The organism is Rudanella paleaurantiibacter, assembly GCF_009184635.1.
Lineage (GTDB): Bacteria > Bacteroidota > Bacteroidia > Cytophagales > Spirosomataceae > Rudanella > Rudanella paleaurantiibacter.
Genome location: NZ_WELI01000003.1, coordinates 280,323 through 298,234, shown reverse-complemented (window position 1 = coordinate 298,234; position 17,912 = coordinate 280,323). Strand labels below are relative to the sequence as shown.

At 52.0% G+C, this 17,912-nt stretch carries 6 protein-coding genes; 2 read left to right on the top strand and 4 right to left on the bottom strand.

Annotation, left to right across the window (positions count from 1 at the left end; all coding sequences use genetic code 11):
• Window positions 1–31 precede the first annotated feature (31 nt).
• On the top strand, window positions 32–7,855 hold the full coding sequence (locus F5984_RS09920) for a choice-of-anchor Q domain-containing protein (protein ID WP_152124103.1): 7,824 nt from the start codon (window positions 32–34) through the stop codon (window positions 7,853–7,855).
• Window positions 7,856–8,322: 467 nt separating this feature from the next.
• Entirely contained in the window at window positions 8,323–11,415 is a 3,093-nt protein-coding gene (locus tag F5984_RS09915; RefSeq protein ID WP_185155474.1) for a right-handed parallel beta-helix repeat-containing protein, read from the top strand.
• 95 nt (window positions 11,416–11,510) lie between these two features.
• On the opposite strand, the gene F5984_RS09910 is transcribed toward F5984_RS09915, so the two are convergent.
• The 4 genes from F5984_RS09910 to F5984_RS09895 form a co-directional block, all read right to left on the bottom strand.
• Window positions 11,511–13,217, bottom strand: a complete 1,707-nt coding sequence (locus F5984_RS09910; protein WP_019990469.1) for an IlvD/Edd family dehydratase — start codon at window positions 13,215–13,217, stop codon at window positions 11,511–11,513.
• A 55-nt stretch (window positions 13,218–13,272) separates the two neighbouring features.
• Window positions 13,273–13,878, bottom strand: a complete 606-nt coding sequence (locus F5984_RS09905; RefSeq protein ID WP_152124101.1) for an RNA polymerase sigma factor — start codon at window positions 13,876–13,878, stop codon at window positions 13,273–13,275.
• Window positions 13,879–14,073: 195 nt separating this feature from the next.
• Entirely contained in the window at window positions 14,074–15,156 is a 1,083-nt protein-coding gene (dinB, locus tag F5984_RS09900; protein WP_152124100.1) for a DNA polymerase IV, read from the bottom strand.
• A 129-nt stretch (window positions 15,157–15,285) separates the two neighbouring features.
• Window positions 15,286–17,871: a penicillin-binding protein 1A gene (locus F5984_RS09895; RefSeq protein ID WP_152124099.1), complete on the bottom strand. Its 2,586-nt coding sequence runs from the start codon at window positions 17,869–17,871 to the stop codon at window positions 15,286–15,288.
• Window positions 17,872–17,912: the final 41 nt, after the last annotated feature.

The window sequence follows — 17,912 nt, the reverse complement described above, 5'->3', positions numbered from 1 at the left end:
AAAACCATATCACTCCGTTAAGCTCTGCCTTATGAAGCACATTTTCCTATTCTGTTTTCGACTACTCATCATCCTGCTGTTTGGTATTCCATTGACGGGGCAAGCCCAGACGATTCGCTATGTGAAAGCGACAGCCAGTGGCAATGGTAGCGGTAGCAGCTGGGCCAATGCCAGCGGGGACTTGCAGGCTATGATCAACGCCAGCAGTGCCAACGATCAGGTTTGGGTAGCGGCTGGTGTCTACAAACCGACCAGCAGTACAAATCCAGGCGTGAGCTTCTCGATGAAAGATGGGGTAAAGATCTACGGGGGCTTTGTTGGCAATGAACAAACTTTCGCTGCTCGCCCTCAAATCAATCCGGTGCTTGGGCAACCATCCAGCACGACGTTATCGGGCGATATTGACGGAGATGGTACGTTGGCCAATAATAGTTATCATGTCATTAAAAACAGCAGAATCAGCCGAACTGCTATTCTCGATGGATTTGTGATCACTGGGGGAAATGCCGTGTTCGCTGAATCACTTGGTGCTGATGCTGGAGGTGCCATTTATAATGATCAGGGTAGTCCCAGTCTAACCAACTGTAGTATACAGAATAATCAAGCGTACTATGCGGGAGGGGGTATCTACAATGGAAATAATAGTTCTCCAGGACTGCTGAATTGTATGCTACAAGCCAATAACGCTTTTTTTGGTGGAGCCATCTGTAACGAAATTTCATCAGCCCCCATTCTTACTAATTGTATCCTGCAAAATAATCTGGCTGGTAGTTATGGTGGAGCTATGTTTAATAGGAATAATAGTAGCCCGATTCTGACGAACTGTAGTTTGGAGGGAAATCGGTCAGAGAATGAAGGAGGAGCTATTTTTAGCACAGATGATTGTAGCCCTGCATTGATGAACTGTACGCTACGCAGTAATCAGGGGGGGGCTGGTCAGGGAGTGATCTTTAATGACCGCAGCACCACTTATCTTTCAAATTGCGTGGTGTTCGGAAATGGAGGCCCGAATACGATCATCAATAGTAACGGTTCGGCTGAAGCGGTCTACTGTCTTTTTGACGACACTGTAACGGGCTATACTAGTGACCCCACCAACCTGACGACCACTGTATCTCCCTTTGTTTCTGCTACGGGTATCGCCCTAAACGCGTGTTCGCCCGCCATCAACGCAGGCAGTCCTGTGCCGAGTAACGTAGGTAATATAGATCTGGTCGGTAACCCCCGTATTGCTGGTACCCGTATTGATATGGGAGCCGTTGAGTTTCAGGGAACAGCCCGGCAACCCGTTACAATCATTACGCAACCACTGCCCGGTACATCTGTGCTTGCCGGTAGCGTGGTAACGGCCGGTTTGAGCGCCAGCGGTACCACACCGATCTCCTATCAATGGTACAAAAACACAGAGCTGGTAAGCGGACAAAACTCAGCCACGCTATCCTTGACAAACGTGCAACCCACTGATGCGGGTAAGTACGTAGTTGTTGGTACAAATGCCTGTAATAGCCTGACGTCAACTGCCTTTAGTTTGTCGGTTACGGAGCCCTTTTCCATCATACCCGCGTCTGTTTTTGCCAGGCGGGGTATTGCTGCCCAAACTACCACTCTGGCTACGCTTACCCGCATTAGTAGTGATCCCGCCAGCCTGACAGCCACCCTCAATGGGGGCTCCTCAGTCACTAACAACGGCGTGACAATCTCTGGCGTCATTAACAACAGCGGTACCATCACGGCTGACATCACCGCCACTTGCGGGGCTATCCCGGCTATGTTTATCCTGCACGTTACTGATGGCATCTATAGCCGATCCGAAACCATACAAGTTGGCCTCATTCCGTCGGTTGTTCCACTTATCCTCGAAGAGCCAGCTTCGTACTCTCTTGTACAGCCGGGCGCCACGGTGACCACCAGCTTCGAGATTCGGGCGGGCGACCCACCCACGTACCAATGGTACCGGGGCAGTACCGCGTTGCGCGGGCAGGGCTCGTCTACCTTGACCCTAACGAATGTGCAAGCCAGTGCGACTGGTACTTACTATGCAGTAGCCACAGCCGGTTGTGTAAGTCTGACTTCCAACACGTTTAGCCTCTCGGTCAATGCGGTAGATATGCCCGTTGCGATTACCATCACCCCGGTAGAGCCGTTACTACTCAGCGTGCCGGAGGGCGGGAGTGTGGTTAATCGGACGCTGGCTGCGGTAACAACCACAAGCCCGGCGAATCTGACCGTGACCATAAATGGTAGTACATCGGCTACGCTCAACGGTGTATCCGTAACTGATCTGGTGAATACCAATGGTACTATTCAGGCGAACCTGGCGGCTGCTTGCGGAGCCTCGTCGGCCTTGTTTACGCTGATGGCTACCAATGGTACCGTCAGCAGTTCGGCGTTGGTGCGCATTGGTGTCGTCAGAACGTTACCGGTGCTGTCGATCACAAGCCAGCCTGTTGCAACATCGAGCGTACAGGCTGGGGCCAGCGTGATGGCCAGCGTCAGCGCGGTGAGTGGCAACCCGATTAGTTACCAGTGGTATAAGGATGGCCAGCCGGTTACCGGACAAACGTCGGCCATGCTGAGCCTGACCAATGTACGATCGGGTAGTTCGGGCACGTATGTAGCTGTACTGACGAGTGGCTGTCAAAGTGTAACATCTACGGCCTTTACGTTACAGGTCGAAGGACCGCCTACTCGTTTGTACGTGCGAGCCAATGCGTCCGGGGCCAACACGGGGCTCAGTTGGCAGGATGCCTTCACCGATCTGCAATCGGCTCTCAATTATTCGGATGATACTGATTTAGTTGAGATATGGGTAGCCGCCGGGCTCTATAAACCAACAAATGGTTCGGACCGTAGTCGGGGCTTCGTCATGAAGCCTAATGTGGCTGTATATGGCGGTTTTACAGGCACCGAAACCCGGCTGAGTGAGCGTCCGGCCATCCATATTTCAGCACCGTCGGCAACTACCCTTTCCGGCGATATTGGCCAGTCAGGCAATACGGCGGATAACAGCTACCATGTGGTTACAACCCCCACCGGGTCAGTGGCTATGGCTGTGCTCGATGGTTTTGTGCTTACAGGTGGCAATGCCAACGGTAATGAAACGAATCAGTTCGACAGAGGGGGCGGTGTGTATAGTGCCGGTATGAGCCTGACTGTTCGTAACTGTGCGTTTGTGGGTCTTTCGGCTCGTGAGCAAGGAGGGGGCATTTGCGTTGAGGGCGGCAGTCTTGTCGTTCAGAACAGCTGGTTCAATAGTAATAACGGTGGCTTGAATGGGGGTGCTGTGTTCAATGGAGGGAACGCCCAGTTTGTGAACTGCTCGTTTTTTGATAATCGGGCCGTGGAAAATGGGGGCGCTTTTTTTAATACGGTGGCCTCGTCTGTCGCTTTTCTCAACTGCTCGTTCCACCGTAATCAGGCTGCCGATGGGGGTGCCGTAACGAATGCCGGTACGGCGCTACTGACCAACTGTGTACTCTGGAGTAACGGCTTGGTAGGGAATGGCCGTGCGTTTACTTTCAATGGTAATGTTACCGTTAACTACAGTCTGCTCGAAGTGCCGATTTTTCCGTACGAGGGCTCCAATAACATCATTGCTACGGTTTCGCCTTTTGTCTCACCCACCAGTACGCAGATTACGGGCTGTTCACCAGCCGTTAATGCCGGCGACCCGGCCACCCCATTGGCTACGGTGGGTAGCCTGGATCTGGCTGGTAATGCGCGCCTGTTTGGTACCCAACTTGATATGGGTGCCTTCGAATTCCAGAGTGCTCCTCAGCAAGTAGTTGGTATTACCAGTCAACCGATGGCCGGTACATTGGTGAGCTTAGGCGCTGTAGTAACAGCCAGCGTAAGTGTGAGCGGCACCGGTCCCTACACGTACCAGTGGTTCAGAAACGGTCAGATTGTTGGGGATCAAACCTCGGCTACGCTGAGCCTGACGAATGTGCAGCCTACCGACGGGGGCATTTACCGGGTGGTGGTCAGCAGTGCCTGTAACAGTGTGACGTCTACAGCATTTAGCCTGTCGGTGGTAGTCTCCAGATTATATGTACGGGCCAATGCCAGCGGAGCCAATACGGGCCTGAGCTGGCAGGATGCTTATACCGATTTGCAAACAGCACTCACTAATGCGCAGATCAGCGCTGCCGAGATTTGGGTCGCGGGTGGTGTCTATAAACCTACAACCAGTACAAATCGGAATGTAAGCTTTGTATTTAGACCGGGAATGAGGCTGTACGGTGGGTTCAATGGCACCGAAACGGACCTGAGTCAGCGGCCAGTTGCTAATCTATCGTCGCCATCCAGCACAACACTATCGGGAGATATTGGCCTTACAGGAAATACTACGGCTAACGCCTTTAATGATAATAGCTATCACGTTGTTGTCGGACAGACAGGTCTAAGTCAGTCCGATGTGCTGGATGGGTTTGTCATCACACGAGGTACTTCCAATATTCTCGGAATCGGACTGGCTGGAGGATTCGGCGGAGGACTCTACATCCAGGGAGCTGGTAGCGGACAGGTTTGTAGCCCGACCGTTCGGAATTGCTGGTTTGTGGACAACCGGGCTGTCAACGGTGGAGCGGTTTGTAATGACGCCAGCAACGGCGGCACCAGTAGTCCAATTTTTGTGAACTGCCTGTTCGAGGGCAACGGGGCTTCATCAGTCGGGGGGGCATTATCGAATTATGCCCCCCAGAACGGCTTTAGTAATACACAGTTGGTGAACTGCTCGTTTGTCAACAATGGAGCAGTTGAAAAAGGAGGGGCTGTTTACAATGCCCTCTATACGGCTGGTAGCCAACTTACGTTGCTCAACTGTTCGATGCAGAATGGGGGTACTGTGTACAACGAGGAGGTGAAAACCCGCCTACAACTGACCAATTGTTTGCTGTGGGATACGTTTGAACGGCCCATACTGCAAAGTGCCATAACGGCCAATTATTGCCTGTTTAGGAAAAACGAGACCAACTACAGTGGTGTTGGTAATGTGGTGTCGTCTTACTCGCCTTTTGAATCGGCAACGAGTACCAAACTCGTTAATGTATGCTCGCAAGCGCTCAACGCGGGTGACCCAGCGACTACTGTTGAAGCGGTGGGTACCACGGATGGTTTCGGCAATCCACGGATTGTGGACGGACGGATTGATATTGGGGCGTATGAAGTGCAACTGAGTCCTCCGTCGGCTACTCGTTTGTACGTGAATGCGTCGGCTACGGGGGCCAGCACGGGTTTGAGCTGGGCCGATGCGTTCACCAATTTGCAGGCAGCTTTGGCGTATCCGTGCGAAGCTCTGCGCGAAATATGGGTGGCTGGTGGCTCATACCGCCCGGCGGCCGGAACCAGTTTTGCTATGCGACCGAACGTAGTTGTGTATGGCGGCTTTATCGGGACGGAAACTGAACCGAATCAGCGCCCGGCTATTAACCTGACGACGCCCTCGTCAACTACCTTGTTGGGCAATGGTCAATCTATTATCAGCAATGGACCGGGCCTGACCGAAACGGCTATTCTGGATGGATTTGTCCTCGCCGATAATACCACTATCAGCAACGGTGCCGACATTGGCAATGGGGCCGGCATAACCAACGACGGTTCTGGGACTGGTAATGTGTGTTTGCCGCAGATTCGCAAGTGCTGGTTTGTCAACAACACCGTCTTTAACGGAAAGGGAGGAGCCATTTACAACAAGGCTGGTAACGGGGGACGAAGTGGCGCTTTGATTCGCGAGTGCGTTTTTGTCAATAATAGGGCTAAGTACGGCGGAGCGATCCACACGGATAGTGACCAGTTAGTGGTAGAAAACTCGGTTTTCCGGGCTAATAACGCTACCAGTCAAGGCGCGGCCATTTTTTTCGGTGATGGGACCGTATTAATCTCGAAATCTCTGTTCGAAGAGCATGCGAATGTTTTCACCAGCGAAGGGACTGTCTTCAGCAATGGTACCGCCACAATCGATAGCTGTGTCTTTCGAAAGAATACAGGTAATTATGCCGGGCTTCTATTTCAGGGGGCATACATACAGATTAGTAACTCTCAGTTTATTGATTTGGGGAGCACGCCCAGCGACCTCGAATCCGTTGCTATTTCACGGGGCCGCGTCACAAACAGTTTATTTCTGAGGATCAAGTCGCAGGGTACTCTATTTCATTCTGGGGAAGTTACGGTTGATAAATGCCGCTTCGAAAAAAATGAGGGTTCGGTAGCCGGAGCAATATGGAGCTTGGGCGATCTGAAGGTGTCAAATAGTTTATTCACCGAAAACTCCTCTGACCAATTTGCGGGTGTATTTGACGGAGGCTCTTTTCGCGGAGGCTCAGGCGATAAAAACGCTTCATTCACCAATTGTGTATTTACCAATAATCGAGGTGGCATCTATGGGAAAATTTTCACCGCTGGTAATAGCACCTCGGGAAAGTTTATCAACTGCTCGTTTCAGGGAAATTATACCGAAAACTACATTGGTGTTGGACGATTTCCGGTCGCATTGGAAAATTGCGTTTTCGGCGGTAACAAAGGGCAAAGCCCCTTTGTCAGCGATATTCTAACGGCGAGCTATTGCGTTCTTGAAAATGGAGAAATGGCGGGTATTAGTGGGGCTAACAACATCGTCTCGTCAACGTCTCCCTTTGCTTCAACCAGCAGTGCCGAATTATCCGCCTGTTCACCAGCGATCAATGCGGGCGATCCAGCCACTACGACCGCTACCGTTGGCACGACGGATTTTGCCGGGAATCCGCGTTTCGTGGGGGGGCGTATTGATGCAGGAGCCTTTGAGTTTCAGGGGGGCGTACAACAACCTCTCGCCATTGTCAGTCAACCGGCGGCCGGTACGGTTGTACCGCCGGGCGGTGTCGCAACAACCAGTATCAGCGTGACGGGGGGCGGGCCTATCTCGGTTCAATGGTACAAAGGGGGCACGTTGCTAATCGAACAAACGTCTACTACCCTGAGCCTGAGTAATGTGCAGCCCACGGATGCGGGTAATTACAGTGCCGTAGTGACCGACGGATGTTCGAGCCTAACCTCCAACGGATTCAATCTGGAAGTTACCGGTCTGAATGATGTCTCCGTTTGCGCTGGGCAGAGTGTCAGCCTGACGGCTACGGGCGGAGTTTCGTACACGTTGCTCAACACCGGGCTAAGCAATGCTACGGGTATTTTTACGGTCTCACCTTCCAGTACAACCACATTTACGATCATCGTTGGGACATCAACAGGTACGCAGTTGACACAGATTAGCCGGGTCACCGTGCTGGAGCAACATCCTGATTATGCCCCTTTGGCCGATTTGTACCGGGCTACCAACGGAATGGCCTGGCTTAACCGAACGGGATGGCTGGCAAGTTGTGATCCTTGCTCAGGCTGGTATGGAGTGAGCTGCCAGAACGGTCGGGTGGTAAGCCTAAGCTTGTCGGCCAATGGTTTGGTGGGCTTGTTGCCCGCCAGCTTGCCCGGATTAACCCAGTTGCAACACCTTAACCTGAGCAATAATCAGTTGCAGGGCTGTTTTCCGGCTTCGTTGACGGCTTTATGCAGCTTGTCTACAAAAAGCTTTGCCGGAAATGCAGGGTTGCCCAATGGGGGCGATTTCGATGCCTTCTGCGAGCGTGGTGCCGGGAGCGATGCCTTACTGGTGTCGTTAGCCGCCAGCCGCGATCGCGTATGTGTGGGAGACGGGGTTGTACTCGAAGCCCGAGTTCAAGGTACTGGCCCCTTCAGTTATCAGTGGTACAGCGGAGCGTTACTGCTCTCGGGCGAAACTGGCCCCCGGCTGGAGTTAGGAAACCTACGGCGAAGTACCAGTTATCGGGTAGTCGTGTTGGGGAGTTGCCCAGCGGGAGGTAATTGATCAGAATGCGATATGTTAAAGTAGCTTGCTAATCAGGGATTTAAGTACGTGTCCACGCTTTGTCCACGGCCAAATTTAGGCTTGTCGACGGCGTGGACTTTGTTTTGTGTAGCTGGATAATGGGCCCTGATTAATGCTTGACCATTCACCGCTGAAACTGAAGTTTCCCCCTGTTTTTAATACACAACTTTATGAGAGCACGTGTACAAGTCTCCGGCCGGGTAACCCATTGGGTGTTTACGGTTGTTTTTAGCATCAGTCTAATCAGTAGTGGCTGGGTTAGGGCGCAGACAATCCGCTACGTAAAAGTGGGTGGTACTGGCAGTGGAAGTAGTTGGGCTACTGCCACCGCTGATCTGCAAAGCGCCATAAATTCACTGACTGCTACAGGGGGACAGGTCTGGGTAGCAGCAGGGGTTTACAAGCCTGGTGGAGCGGCTAACACCAATCGGAGTCTAAGTTTTCAGATGCGCAATAATGTGGCCATTTATGGTGGCTTTACCGGTACCGAAACAGCACTGAACCAGCGGCCGTCAGTTAACCCTATTACGGGTCAACCTTCGAGTACAACCCTATCTGGTGCTCTTGCTACGACCCTAACATCAGATAACTCCTATCACGTAATCAAAAATGTGGGTTTCAATCTCAACAGTACTGCCATTTTGGATGGTTTTGTTATTGCTGGGGCGAATGCAAACGTTACTAATGATACGTTTGGGGCTGGAATATACAATAGTCGGAGCAGCCCATCGGTTGCTAATTGTGTGTTTTCTGGCAATTCTGCTTTTGATGGGGGGGGCGGGATGTACAATTCTAATAGCAATCCAATTCTGACCAGCTGCCTCTTTCAGGAAAACTTAGGTCAGACATTTGGGGGCGGTGGTGTGTATAATGTAAATAGTAACCCAACGCTGACCAACTGCCACTTCCGGGGTAATTTGTCTCAGGTGTATGGTGGCGGAATCTATAATGAAGCTTCCAGCCCTGCATTGACAAATATTACGTTCCTGGAGAATCAGTCGATTAATGGTGGTGGGGGTATTTATAACATAACCAGTAACCCAACAATACAAAGTTGCGTATTCATTGGTAACACGGCCACTCAGGGGTTTGGCGGAGGAATGTACAATGAGGGTAGTACCCCCACTGTGTCCAACTGTCTTTTTCAGGGTAACCTAGCTTTGTCTGCCGGAGGAGGGCTGACCAATTCAAATTGTAGCCCTACATTTACTAATTGTAGCTTTATAATAAACTCAGCTCAAACGGGTGCAGGAATATTTAATTTTCGAAGTAGCCCAACTGTAATCAATGCGATACTGCGGGGGAACTCGGCAAGCCGAGGTGGGGGGCTCGGGAATACAGACAGTAGCCCTGTACTGATAAATTGTAGTTTTCAGGGAAACACAGCCAGTACTAGAGGTCTTTCATTAGCCAGTTTCAACAGTATGCCGACCTTGACCAACTGCATTTTGTTTGATTCAGGCGTAGGTGACGTAATTAGTAATGAGAGCGGAAGTGTAACAACTGTTCAATATTCGTTGATACAAACCGGCGTGACCAGTTTCACCGGTACTAATAACATCACGACCACTACTTTCCCCTTTTTATCAGCAACTGATCTGCGACTTAATGATTGTTCGCCCGCAATTAATGCGGGTAATAGCGGGGCTTATACAACTGCTGGTGGACCTATGTCGGATTTGGCTGAAAATAGTCGTCGGTACAATGGTGGCCCGATTGATCTTGGGGCGTACGAGTATCAGGGAGACCTGCTCACGGTCAGCACTCCAATTGTCAGTACGGCCATTCAGGGGATTCCGTTTAGCCAAACTTTTGTAACAACAGGCGGAGACAGCGGCCCTTACAATTATTCCATGTTGAGCGGGAGTTTACCCCCTGGCCTAAACCTGTCAGTATCGGGAACGCTGAGTGGCACGCCTACACAAGCGGGTAGCTTTTCGTTGTCGGTACAAATCGTGAACGCCAGAGGTTGTGTGCCTACCAGCCCGGTTTACACATTGGCCGTGTTGGCACAGCCTATCCGGTACGTGCGAGCGGTAGCAGTTGGTCGGGGCGACGGCAGTAGTTGGGCCAATGCCTCGGCCGATTTGCAGCAAATGATCGATGCCGTCGGGACGCAGCAGGTCTGGGTAGCTGCTGGTACGTATAAGCCAACTAGCACAACGGCCCGAACGGTTAGTTTTAGCATGAAAAACGGGGTGGCCATTTACGGCGGTTTTTCGGCTTCGGGTGATCCCCTTTTCGCCAGTCGTAACCCCGGCAGCTTTACAACTACCCTGAGCGGGGATATTGGTCAGGAGGGTAGTAACACCGATAATAGCTTCCACGTTATCAATAATCCTGCGAGCTTGAGTCTGAATAATACAGCGGTATTGGATGGGTTTGTAGTTACGGGTGGTAATGCAAATGGAAGTGGAGAGTTTACGTATGGCGGTGGTATGTATAATGTGAATGTGGCACCTACTATCACAAACTGTGTGTTTCAAAGTAACTCGGCGTCTATCGGGGGTGGTATTTATAATTTAAATAGTAACATAAACTATGCAAACTGCTCCTTCATAAGAAACTCAGGGCGCGGAGCAGGGATGTACAATACCAATTGCCGATTGACCCTATCCAATTGTGTTTTCTCAGGTAATCTCGCTATTAACTTTATATCCAGTTTAGGAGGAGGGATGTTTAGCCAGAATACTAACCTCGCTCTAATTAATTGTAAATTCCTCGAAAACAGAGCTAACGCTGGTGGTAGCGGAGTTGCGCATATTGGTGAAAATAGTCTGACAATAAATCAATGTGTGTTTAAGGATAACGGATCTGCTACTGTTTCATTTGGTGGTGGACTATACCTAGACAAAAGTCCCTCTACAATAATTAATAGTACATTTCAGTCTAATACAGCTATTTACGGTGGAGGTATATATACGGCTTCTACAAGTGTATCTGTATCGAACTGCACTTTTTATGGAAACGTGAGTAGTTATGCTGGGTGGGCAGTATATCGTTTCAGTGGTCTATCCTATCTCATCAATTGTGTCCTTTTTGCAAATGGCGGAGATAGGGCATTGGGAAGTGAAGATGGTAGTTCAATGACCGCACGTTACTGCCTCTTCGAAACAGGTGTTACTAATTTTACAGGTACTAATAATTTGACTACCAGCTCATCGCCCTTCGTGTCAACAACTGATCTTAGGCTTGATGGAGTATCAGCGGCTATCAATGCGGGTGACCCGGCAACAACTTCTGCTACCGTTGGCACTACCGATCTGGCCGGTAACCCCCGGTTTGCGAACGGCCGTATTGATATGGGTGCTTATGAATTTCAGGAGCCAATACCGTTGTATACGGTCAAGAGCGGGGCGTGGGACGACGCGAGCGTGTGGTCGCTGAACCGGGTGCCTACAAGTACAGACGTGGTAGAGATCCGGCATCTGGTAGAGCTGTCGGCCAGCTATCAGGGGCGTGCCTTACGGGTGCGCTATGGTCTGAGTGGGCAGGTGAAATTTAACCCCGCTAGCAAGCTCTTGCTGGGGCAACTCTAGACAGTGATCAACGAACAATGAACAGTGAACAATGAACAGCTGACAAATATCTATTTACTGTTGGCTGTTCACTGTTCGTTGATCACTGTTCGTTATTAATGACTATCGCGTTTGACCACACTGCCCGATGAGCCGCGCAGAAAGTCGAGGTCGGCACCCTCGTGGGCTTGCGTTACGTGCCGGATGTACAGGTTGACATAACCCCGGTTGTATCCCAGATCAATCGGTTTGAAACGAGCCAGCCGACCAGCCAGCTCTTCGTCCGATACGTGCAGGTGCAACCGGCGGTTTTCAACGTCCAGCGTGATGAGGTCGCCATCCTGTACAAAGGCGAGGTTTCCGCCCACGGCGGCTTCGGGCGACACGTGCAGTACCACCGTGCCGAAGCCAGTACCACTCATGCGGCCGTCTGAAATACGCACCATGTCGTGAACACCCTGCGCCAGAATTTTGGCGGGCAGCTGCATATTCCCAACTTCGGGCATACCCGGATACCCGCGTGGCCCTACGTTTTTGAGTACCAGTACGCACGAGGGGTCGACATCAAGGTCGGGGTCGTCGATGCGGGCCTTGTAATCGTCGATGTTTTCAAACACCACCGCCCGGCCTGTGTGCTGCATGAGTTCGGGGCTTGCTGCCGATGGTTTCAGGACGGCCCCGTTGGGGCAGAGGTTCCCCCGAAGCACCGCCACACCCGACTCCGGTTTAAACGGTTCATCGATACTGGCAATCACCGAACGGTCGTGGCACTGTGCCTCGGCGCAGTTTTCGCCAAGCGAATACCCGTTGATGGTCATGGCGTCGTTGTTGAGAACTGATCGTAACTCCCGGATAATGGCAGGTAGGCCTCCGGCGTAAAACAGGTCTTCTACAAAGTGTTCACCCGACGGCTGTAGGTTAGCCAATAGCGGTATTTTAGCCGACAGAGTATCGAAATCATCCAGCGACAAGTCCACCCCGATACGGCCGGCAATAGCCATCAGGTGAATAATAAAGTTGGTAGAACCACCGAGCGCGGCATTGACCATAATGGCATTTTCGAACGCCTGCCGCGTCAGAATATCCGATGGCTTAATGTTTTGTTTCGCCAGCTCAACGGCCCGCATCCCGGTCAGGTGCGCCAGCACTTTCCGGCGCGAGTCGGAAGCCGGAATCGTTGCATTATCGGGAAGTGCTAAGCCCAGCGACTCAACCATGGCTGCCATCGTGCTGGCAGTGCCCATAACGGCGCAGTGACCCTGACTGCGGGCCATACAGGCTTCCGCTTCCACAAACTCCTTCTGCGACATTTTGCCCGTTTTGAAATCTTCCGCAAAACGCCACAGGTCTGACGTGCCGATTTTGCGGCCCTGATACCGGCCGGCCAGCATGGGACCACCCGACAGCACAATCGTGGGTAGGTCGACGCTACAGGCACCCATCACAAGCGAGGGCGTTGTTTTGTCGCAACCGCAGAGCAGAATTACCCCGTCGATCGAGTTTCCCCGAATGCTCTCCTCCACATCCATACTGGCCAGGTTGCGGAAAAGCATCGCTGTGGGTTTGATCTGACACTCGCCGAGCGACATAACCGGGAATTCGAGTGGAAAGCCGCCTGCTTCCCACACGCCCCGCTTCACGGCTTCGGCCAGTTCGCGGAAGTGCGCATTACAAGGGGTAAATTCCGAAAATGTATTGCAGATACCAATGACGGGCTTGCCTTCGAAGAGGTGATGCGGGAAGCCCTGATTTTTCATCCAGGCACGGTAGATGAAGCCGTCTTTACCGGTGCGGCCAAACCAATCATGGGAGCGGAGGGGCATACGTTAAACCGAGTTCCATTAGGGGAACTCTCTGCCTGCATAAAGGGCATTTGGGTCAAGGCATACCCATGTTTACGCGTTCGTAAAGTGCTTTAAGGCGGGTGCGGGCACGGTTGAGCCGCATCTTGGCGGCACTCACCGTGATACCGAGATGTTTAGCCAGATCTTCCGTTTTAATGTCGTCTTCGTATTTCAGGTGAAGTATTTGCCGGTCGTCGGGTTTAAGGTAACGAAGGTAAAACCAGAGGTCTTCACTTGTATCGGCTGGCGCTATCCAGTGGCCCGGTTCGGTTTCCAGAAAAGCCTCATTTAAACTAGAGTGACCCGGTTGCCGCTGCTGACGGCGTAGGATATCGGTGCAATGATTGCGCGTTACGGCATTAATCCAGGTCGAGAAACTGCTCTGATGTTCAAACGAGCTAAGGTTTTGGAACACTTTTATCAGAACCTCCTGCGTGCAGTCGGCTGCGGAGTCCGGGTCCTTCAGCCAGTATAAGCACGTGTTGTAAACTGGCCTGTACTGCCGGGTGTATAGCGTATTCAGGTATCGGGTATCGGCCGTAGCCAGGGCCAGTCGGATTAAATCACCGTCAGGGAGTTGTTTGTAGGAGCGCTCTGCTGAACGTATTCGAATACTGGATGAGGGGGTTGTTGGGGTCATGCTTCTCAGCAGATTGGCGTATAGAGTAATTCGATAGATACAATGGATGCAAAAGTAAGTGAGGAATTATAACAATAAATGAAAATTATTTAATATTATAGTTTGGATTGCCTGCTTGGTGAAAAATAGGTGTGCAGGAAGGAGCTAAGGCAAGCTAACCGGCCAAATCGGTTCTGCGTATTTGGAGTAATACCCTCAAAATAGGGTGAGCTGTCGGTTTGGGGTACTGGTTTCGTCGGAAAGGGTGGATAAGGATACACCCAATAGCCGAACGCCCTGTGTGACGGGCAGAATAGATTGGAGTAGTTCCTGGCAAATCCGTTCGAGCGTGGTGCGGTCGGGTAGAACAGTGGATATCGTTCGGCTGCGGGTAATCTGCTGGAAATCGGCGTATTTCACCTTTAGCGTAACCGTGCGAGCGCCAATTTGCCGATGTTGGCAGTACGCCCACACATCGTCGATCAACGGTTGAAGCCCCTCGACGAGAGCCTGCTCGGTTGAGAGGTCGGTTTCAAACGTGTTTTCGGAGCCAACCGATTTTCGAACCCGGTCGGGGTTGACGGCCCGCTCGTCGATACCGCGTGCGATATGGTAATAATGGTGGCCTGCCTTGCCGAAGTGCCGGGTCAGAAACTCCTCCGATTGTTGCCGCAGATCGAGACCGGTAAAAATGCCGAGTGCGTTCATCTTACCGGCTGTTACACGCCCAATCCCGTGAAACGTTCCCACAGGTAAGGATTCAACAAAGCGGGGGCCATCGGCGGGCTTAATCACAAACAATCCATCGGGCTTGCGGTGGTCAGATGCGAGCTTCGCCAGAAATTTGTTGTACGAAACCCCGGCGGAAGCCGTTAGTTGGGTGGTTTCCCGAATTTTAGCTTTGATCTGCCGGGCAATCTCCGTGGCTGACGCCAGCCCGGCCCGGTTTTCAGTTACGTCGAGATAGGCCTCATCGAGCGAAAGCGGCTCAATCAGGTGGGTGTATTCAGCAAAAACCGCCCGGATTTGGGCCGAAACGGCCTTGTAAACCTCAAAACGTGGTTTTACAAAAATGAGGTCGGGGCATTTGCGGATGGCCGTAACCGATGCCATCGCCGACCGCACGCCGAAGGTACGCGCTTCATAACTGGCAGCGGCTACCACTCCGCGTGCCCGCGAACCGCCCACCGCAACAGGTTTGCCCCGGAGTTCGGGGTTGTCGCGTTGCTCCACCGACGCGTAAAAGGCGTCCATATCGATATGGATAATCTTGCGAATCGGTGACGAAGGGGCAGGCATTACACAAATTTACCATATCGACGCCGTATCTGTCGGGTCTCCCCCGATGCTTTTTAGGGCAAAGCAGGTAAAGAAAAAGGGATTTGGCTCGTGGCCAAATCCCTTTTTGATGGATGCGTTTGTTTACGGCTAGCGCCCTCCCGTACTCCCTGTGGTATCGGGTGGTGCGACGGGTTCGGGGGTAGGTGCCGGAGTGGGTGTAAATGTCGAATCGAGCAGGCTTGGGTCTACGTCTGTCGAATCCGCATCTGTCGACTCACTCTCGTCGTAGTCATAGCTACAGTTGAGGTACTCTTTGGTAATTGGTACCGACGGCTTCGGGAAAGGGCCCTGTAGGTCTTTAAACGCTTTGTCGGCGTATACCTTTTCCAGGAACCGCCCGACAATCGGCAACGCTGTTTTAGCACCCTCACCCAGATCCGTGGATCGGAAGTGAATACTCCGGTCGTCGCCCCCAACCCAGGCCCCAATAACGAGTTTGTCGGAAACGCCCACAAACCAGCCGTCGGAGTTATTGGAGGTGGTTCCGGTTTTGCCACCCATCTGATGGTTGTTCTTAAAGATATTGAATGACCAGAGGTTTTGCGATGTGCCACCCGGCTCCTGCAAGCCACCCTGTAGCATAAACATCATCAGAAACGCCGACTCTTCGCTGATAACCCGCTCCTGATTGGCCGTAAATTTGGCAATCGGATTCCCGTTGCGGTCTTCGATACTATCAACAATGAGCGGGTCTACGTGCTGCCCGCCGTTGGGGAAGGTACAATAGGCGTTAACCAATTCATACAACGACACATCCGACGAACCCAGTCCGATAGATGGCACTGCGGCCAACCGACTTTTAATCCCCAGTTTGTGCGCGTAAGCGGCCACTTTTTCGGGACCAATGTCATCGGTAAGTTGGGCCGTAATCGAGTTGATCGACCGGGCCATAGCCCGGCGCAGGGTCATGTTGGAATACGAAAACGAGCCGGTCGAGTTTTTGGGCTCCCATACCTTGTCTTCGCCGTTTTCGCGATACTCTTTTTGGAATGGCTTGTCGCGGATACGGTCGCAGGGGCTCAGGTTTGAATTGGCATCGTCGATAGCCGCGCAGTACACAAACGGTTTGAAGGTTGAACCCGGCTGACGGCGGCCCTGCTTCACATGGTCGTACTTGAAATAGTCGTAATCGAGGCCACCAACCCACGCCCGAATGTGCCCGTTGTGAGGGTCCATAGCCACCATGCCTGCCTGCAAAAAGCGTTTATAGTAGGCAATGGAATCATAGGGGGTCATTTCTGTCTCGCGCTCGCCTTTCTCTCCCCAGTCGAAGACCTTCATCTTGAATTTCTTCTCCTTCATGTAGTAGTTGATGGAGTCGGGCTGATCGCGAAAACGGCGAGCCAATGAGCGATACCGATCTGTTCGTTTGGCCACCGAATCAATGAAGCCCGGAATCTCGTTGCCTTCTTCGTCAATCCACGGGTTGCGGCCACGCCAATGGTTGTCAAATGTGCGCTGGAGCGTCTTCATTTTCTCGGCGGTTGCCTCCTCGGCATAGGTTTGCATCCGCGAGTCGATAGTCGTTACAATCCGAAGCCCATCCGTGTAGAGGTCATAACCGTTCTCATCGCCCCATTTCTTCACAAAGTCCATAACGGCGTTTTTGAGATAACTCGCCGGGCCGGCATAGGGGTTTTCGGGGGTGTAGTCGGTGCGGAGCGGCAACTGCATAATTGAGTCGGCCTCAGCTTTGGTCAGGTACTTATACTTTGCCATCTGACCCAGAACCACATTCCGGCGCTCGCGCGAGCGGTCGGGGTTCCGCAACGGGTTATACGAAGTCGTTGCTTTCTGAAGCCCAACCAATACGGCTCCTTCCTGCACATTAAGGCTGTCGGGCGCTTTGTTGAAGAAAATCCGGGCGGCTGTTTTCAGGCCGAAGGCGTTGCTGCCAAAATCAACCGTATTGAAATAATAGGTAATGATTTCGTCTTTCGAAAAGTTACGCTCCAGCTTAATGGCCATGAGCCACTCTTTCGATTTATAAATGATTTTCCGGATAAACGGGATTTTGTTCAGCAGCCCGCTATTGTTTTTCCGGCGGGTCTTAAACAGGTTTTTAGCCAACTGCTGCGTAATAGTCGACCCACCGCCGTCGCGTCCAAAACTGGCCGCGGCCCGCCCCAATGCCCGAACATCAATACCCATGTGATCGTAAAAACGAGCATCTTCGGTAGCAACCAGGGCGTTGATAAGGGGTTTCGGAATATTCTCGTACTTGATTGGCGTACGATTTTCGGTGTAGAACTTGCCGATTAGCTTCCGGTCGAGGGTATAAATCTCCGACGATTGGTTCAGTTTCGGATTCTTTAGCTCTTCAATGCTAGGCATCTCCCCTGTGAGCCATAAGAAATTGGTTTCCAGAACGAAAATATACAGGGCGGTTGCCAGCAGACCGTACGTAAACACGTGCCACGCCCGCCGGAGGTAGGGGTAATAAGCGGCTTCGCGATCAATGTACCGCCCAACGACTTCCCGCCGACGCTCGCGTAAGGCCTCCCGACGTTCTTTTAGCCGATTATATCGCTCGTAAACTTGCTCTGTTCGTTCCTCGCCCAACGTAGCCGAGGCTCCCCGGCGCACAAGACGGGCCAACTTGCGCTTGGTCCGGCGATAAAATAGGCCGATAGCCTCCCAGACGGCGCGAAGCTGATCCAGTAATTCCCTCATTTCGATGAAATATAAATGCTACGATCACCCGGCCGACTGGC

Coding starts and splice junctions, on each gene's coding strand:
- F5984_RS09920 (WP_152124103.1), top strand. CDS start 32: ATGAAGCACATTTTCCTATTCTGTTTTCGACTACTCATCATCCTGCTG.
- F5984_RS09915 (WP_185155474.1), top strand. CDS start 8,323: ATGCGCAATAATGTGGCCATTTATGGTGGCTTTACCGGTACCGAAACA.
- F5984_RS09910 (WP_019990469.1), bottom strand. CDS start 13,217: ATGCCCCTCCGCTCCCATGATTGGTTTGGCCGCACCGGTAAAGACGGC.
- F5984_RS09905 (WP_152124101.1), bottom strand. CDS start 13,878: ATGACCCCAACAACCCCCTCATCCAGTATTCGAATACGTTCAGCAGAG.
- dinB (WP_152124100.1), bottom strand. CDS start 15,156: ATGCCTGCCCCTTCGTCACCGATTCGCAAGATTATCCATATCGATATG.
- F5984_RS09895 (WP_152124099.1), bottom strand. CDS start 17,871: ATGAGGGAATTACTGGATCAGCTTCGCGCCGTCTGGGAGGCTATCGGC.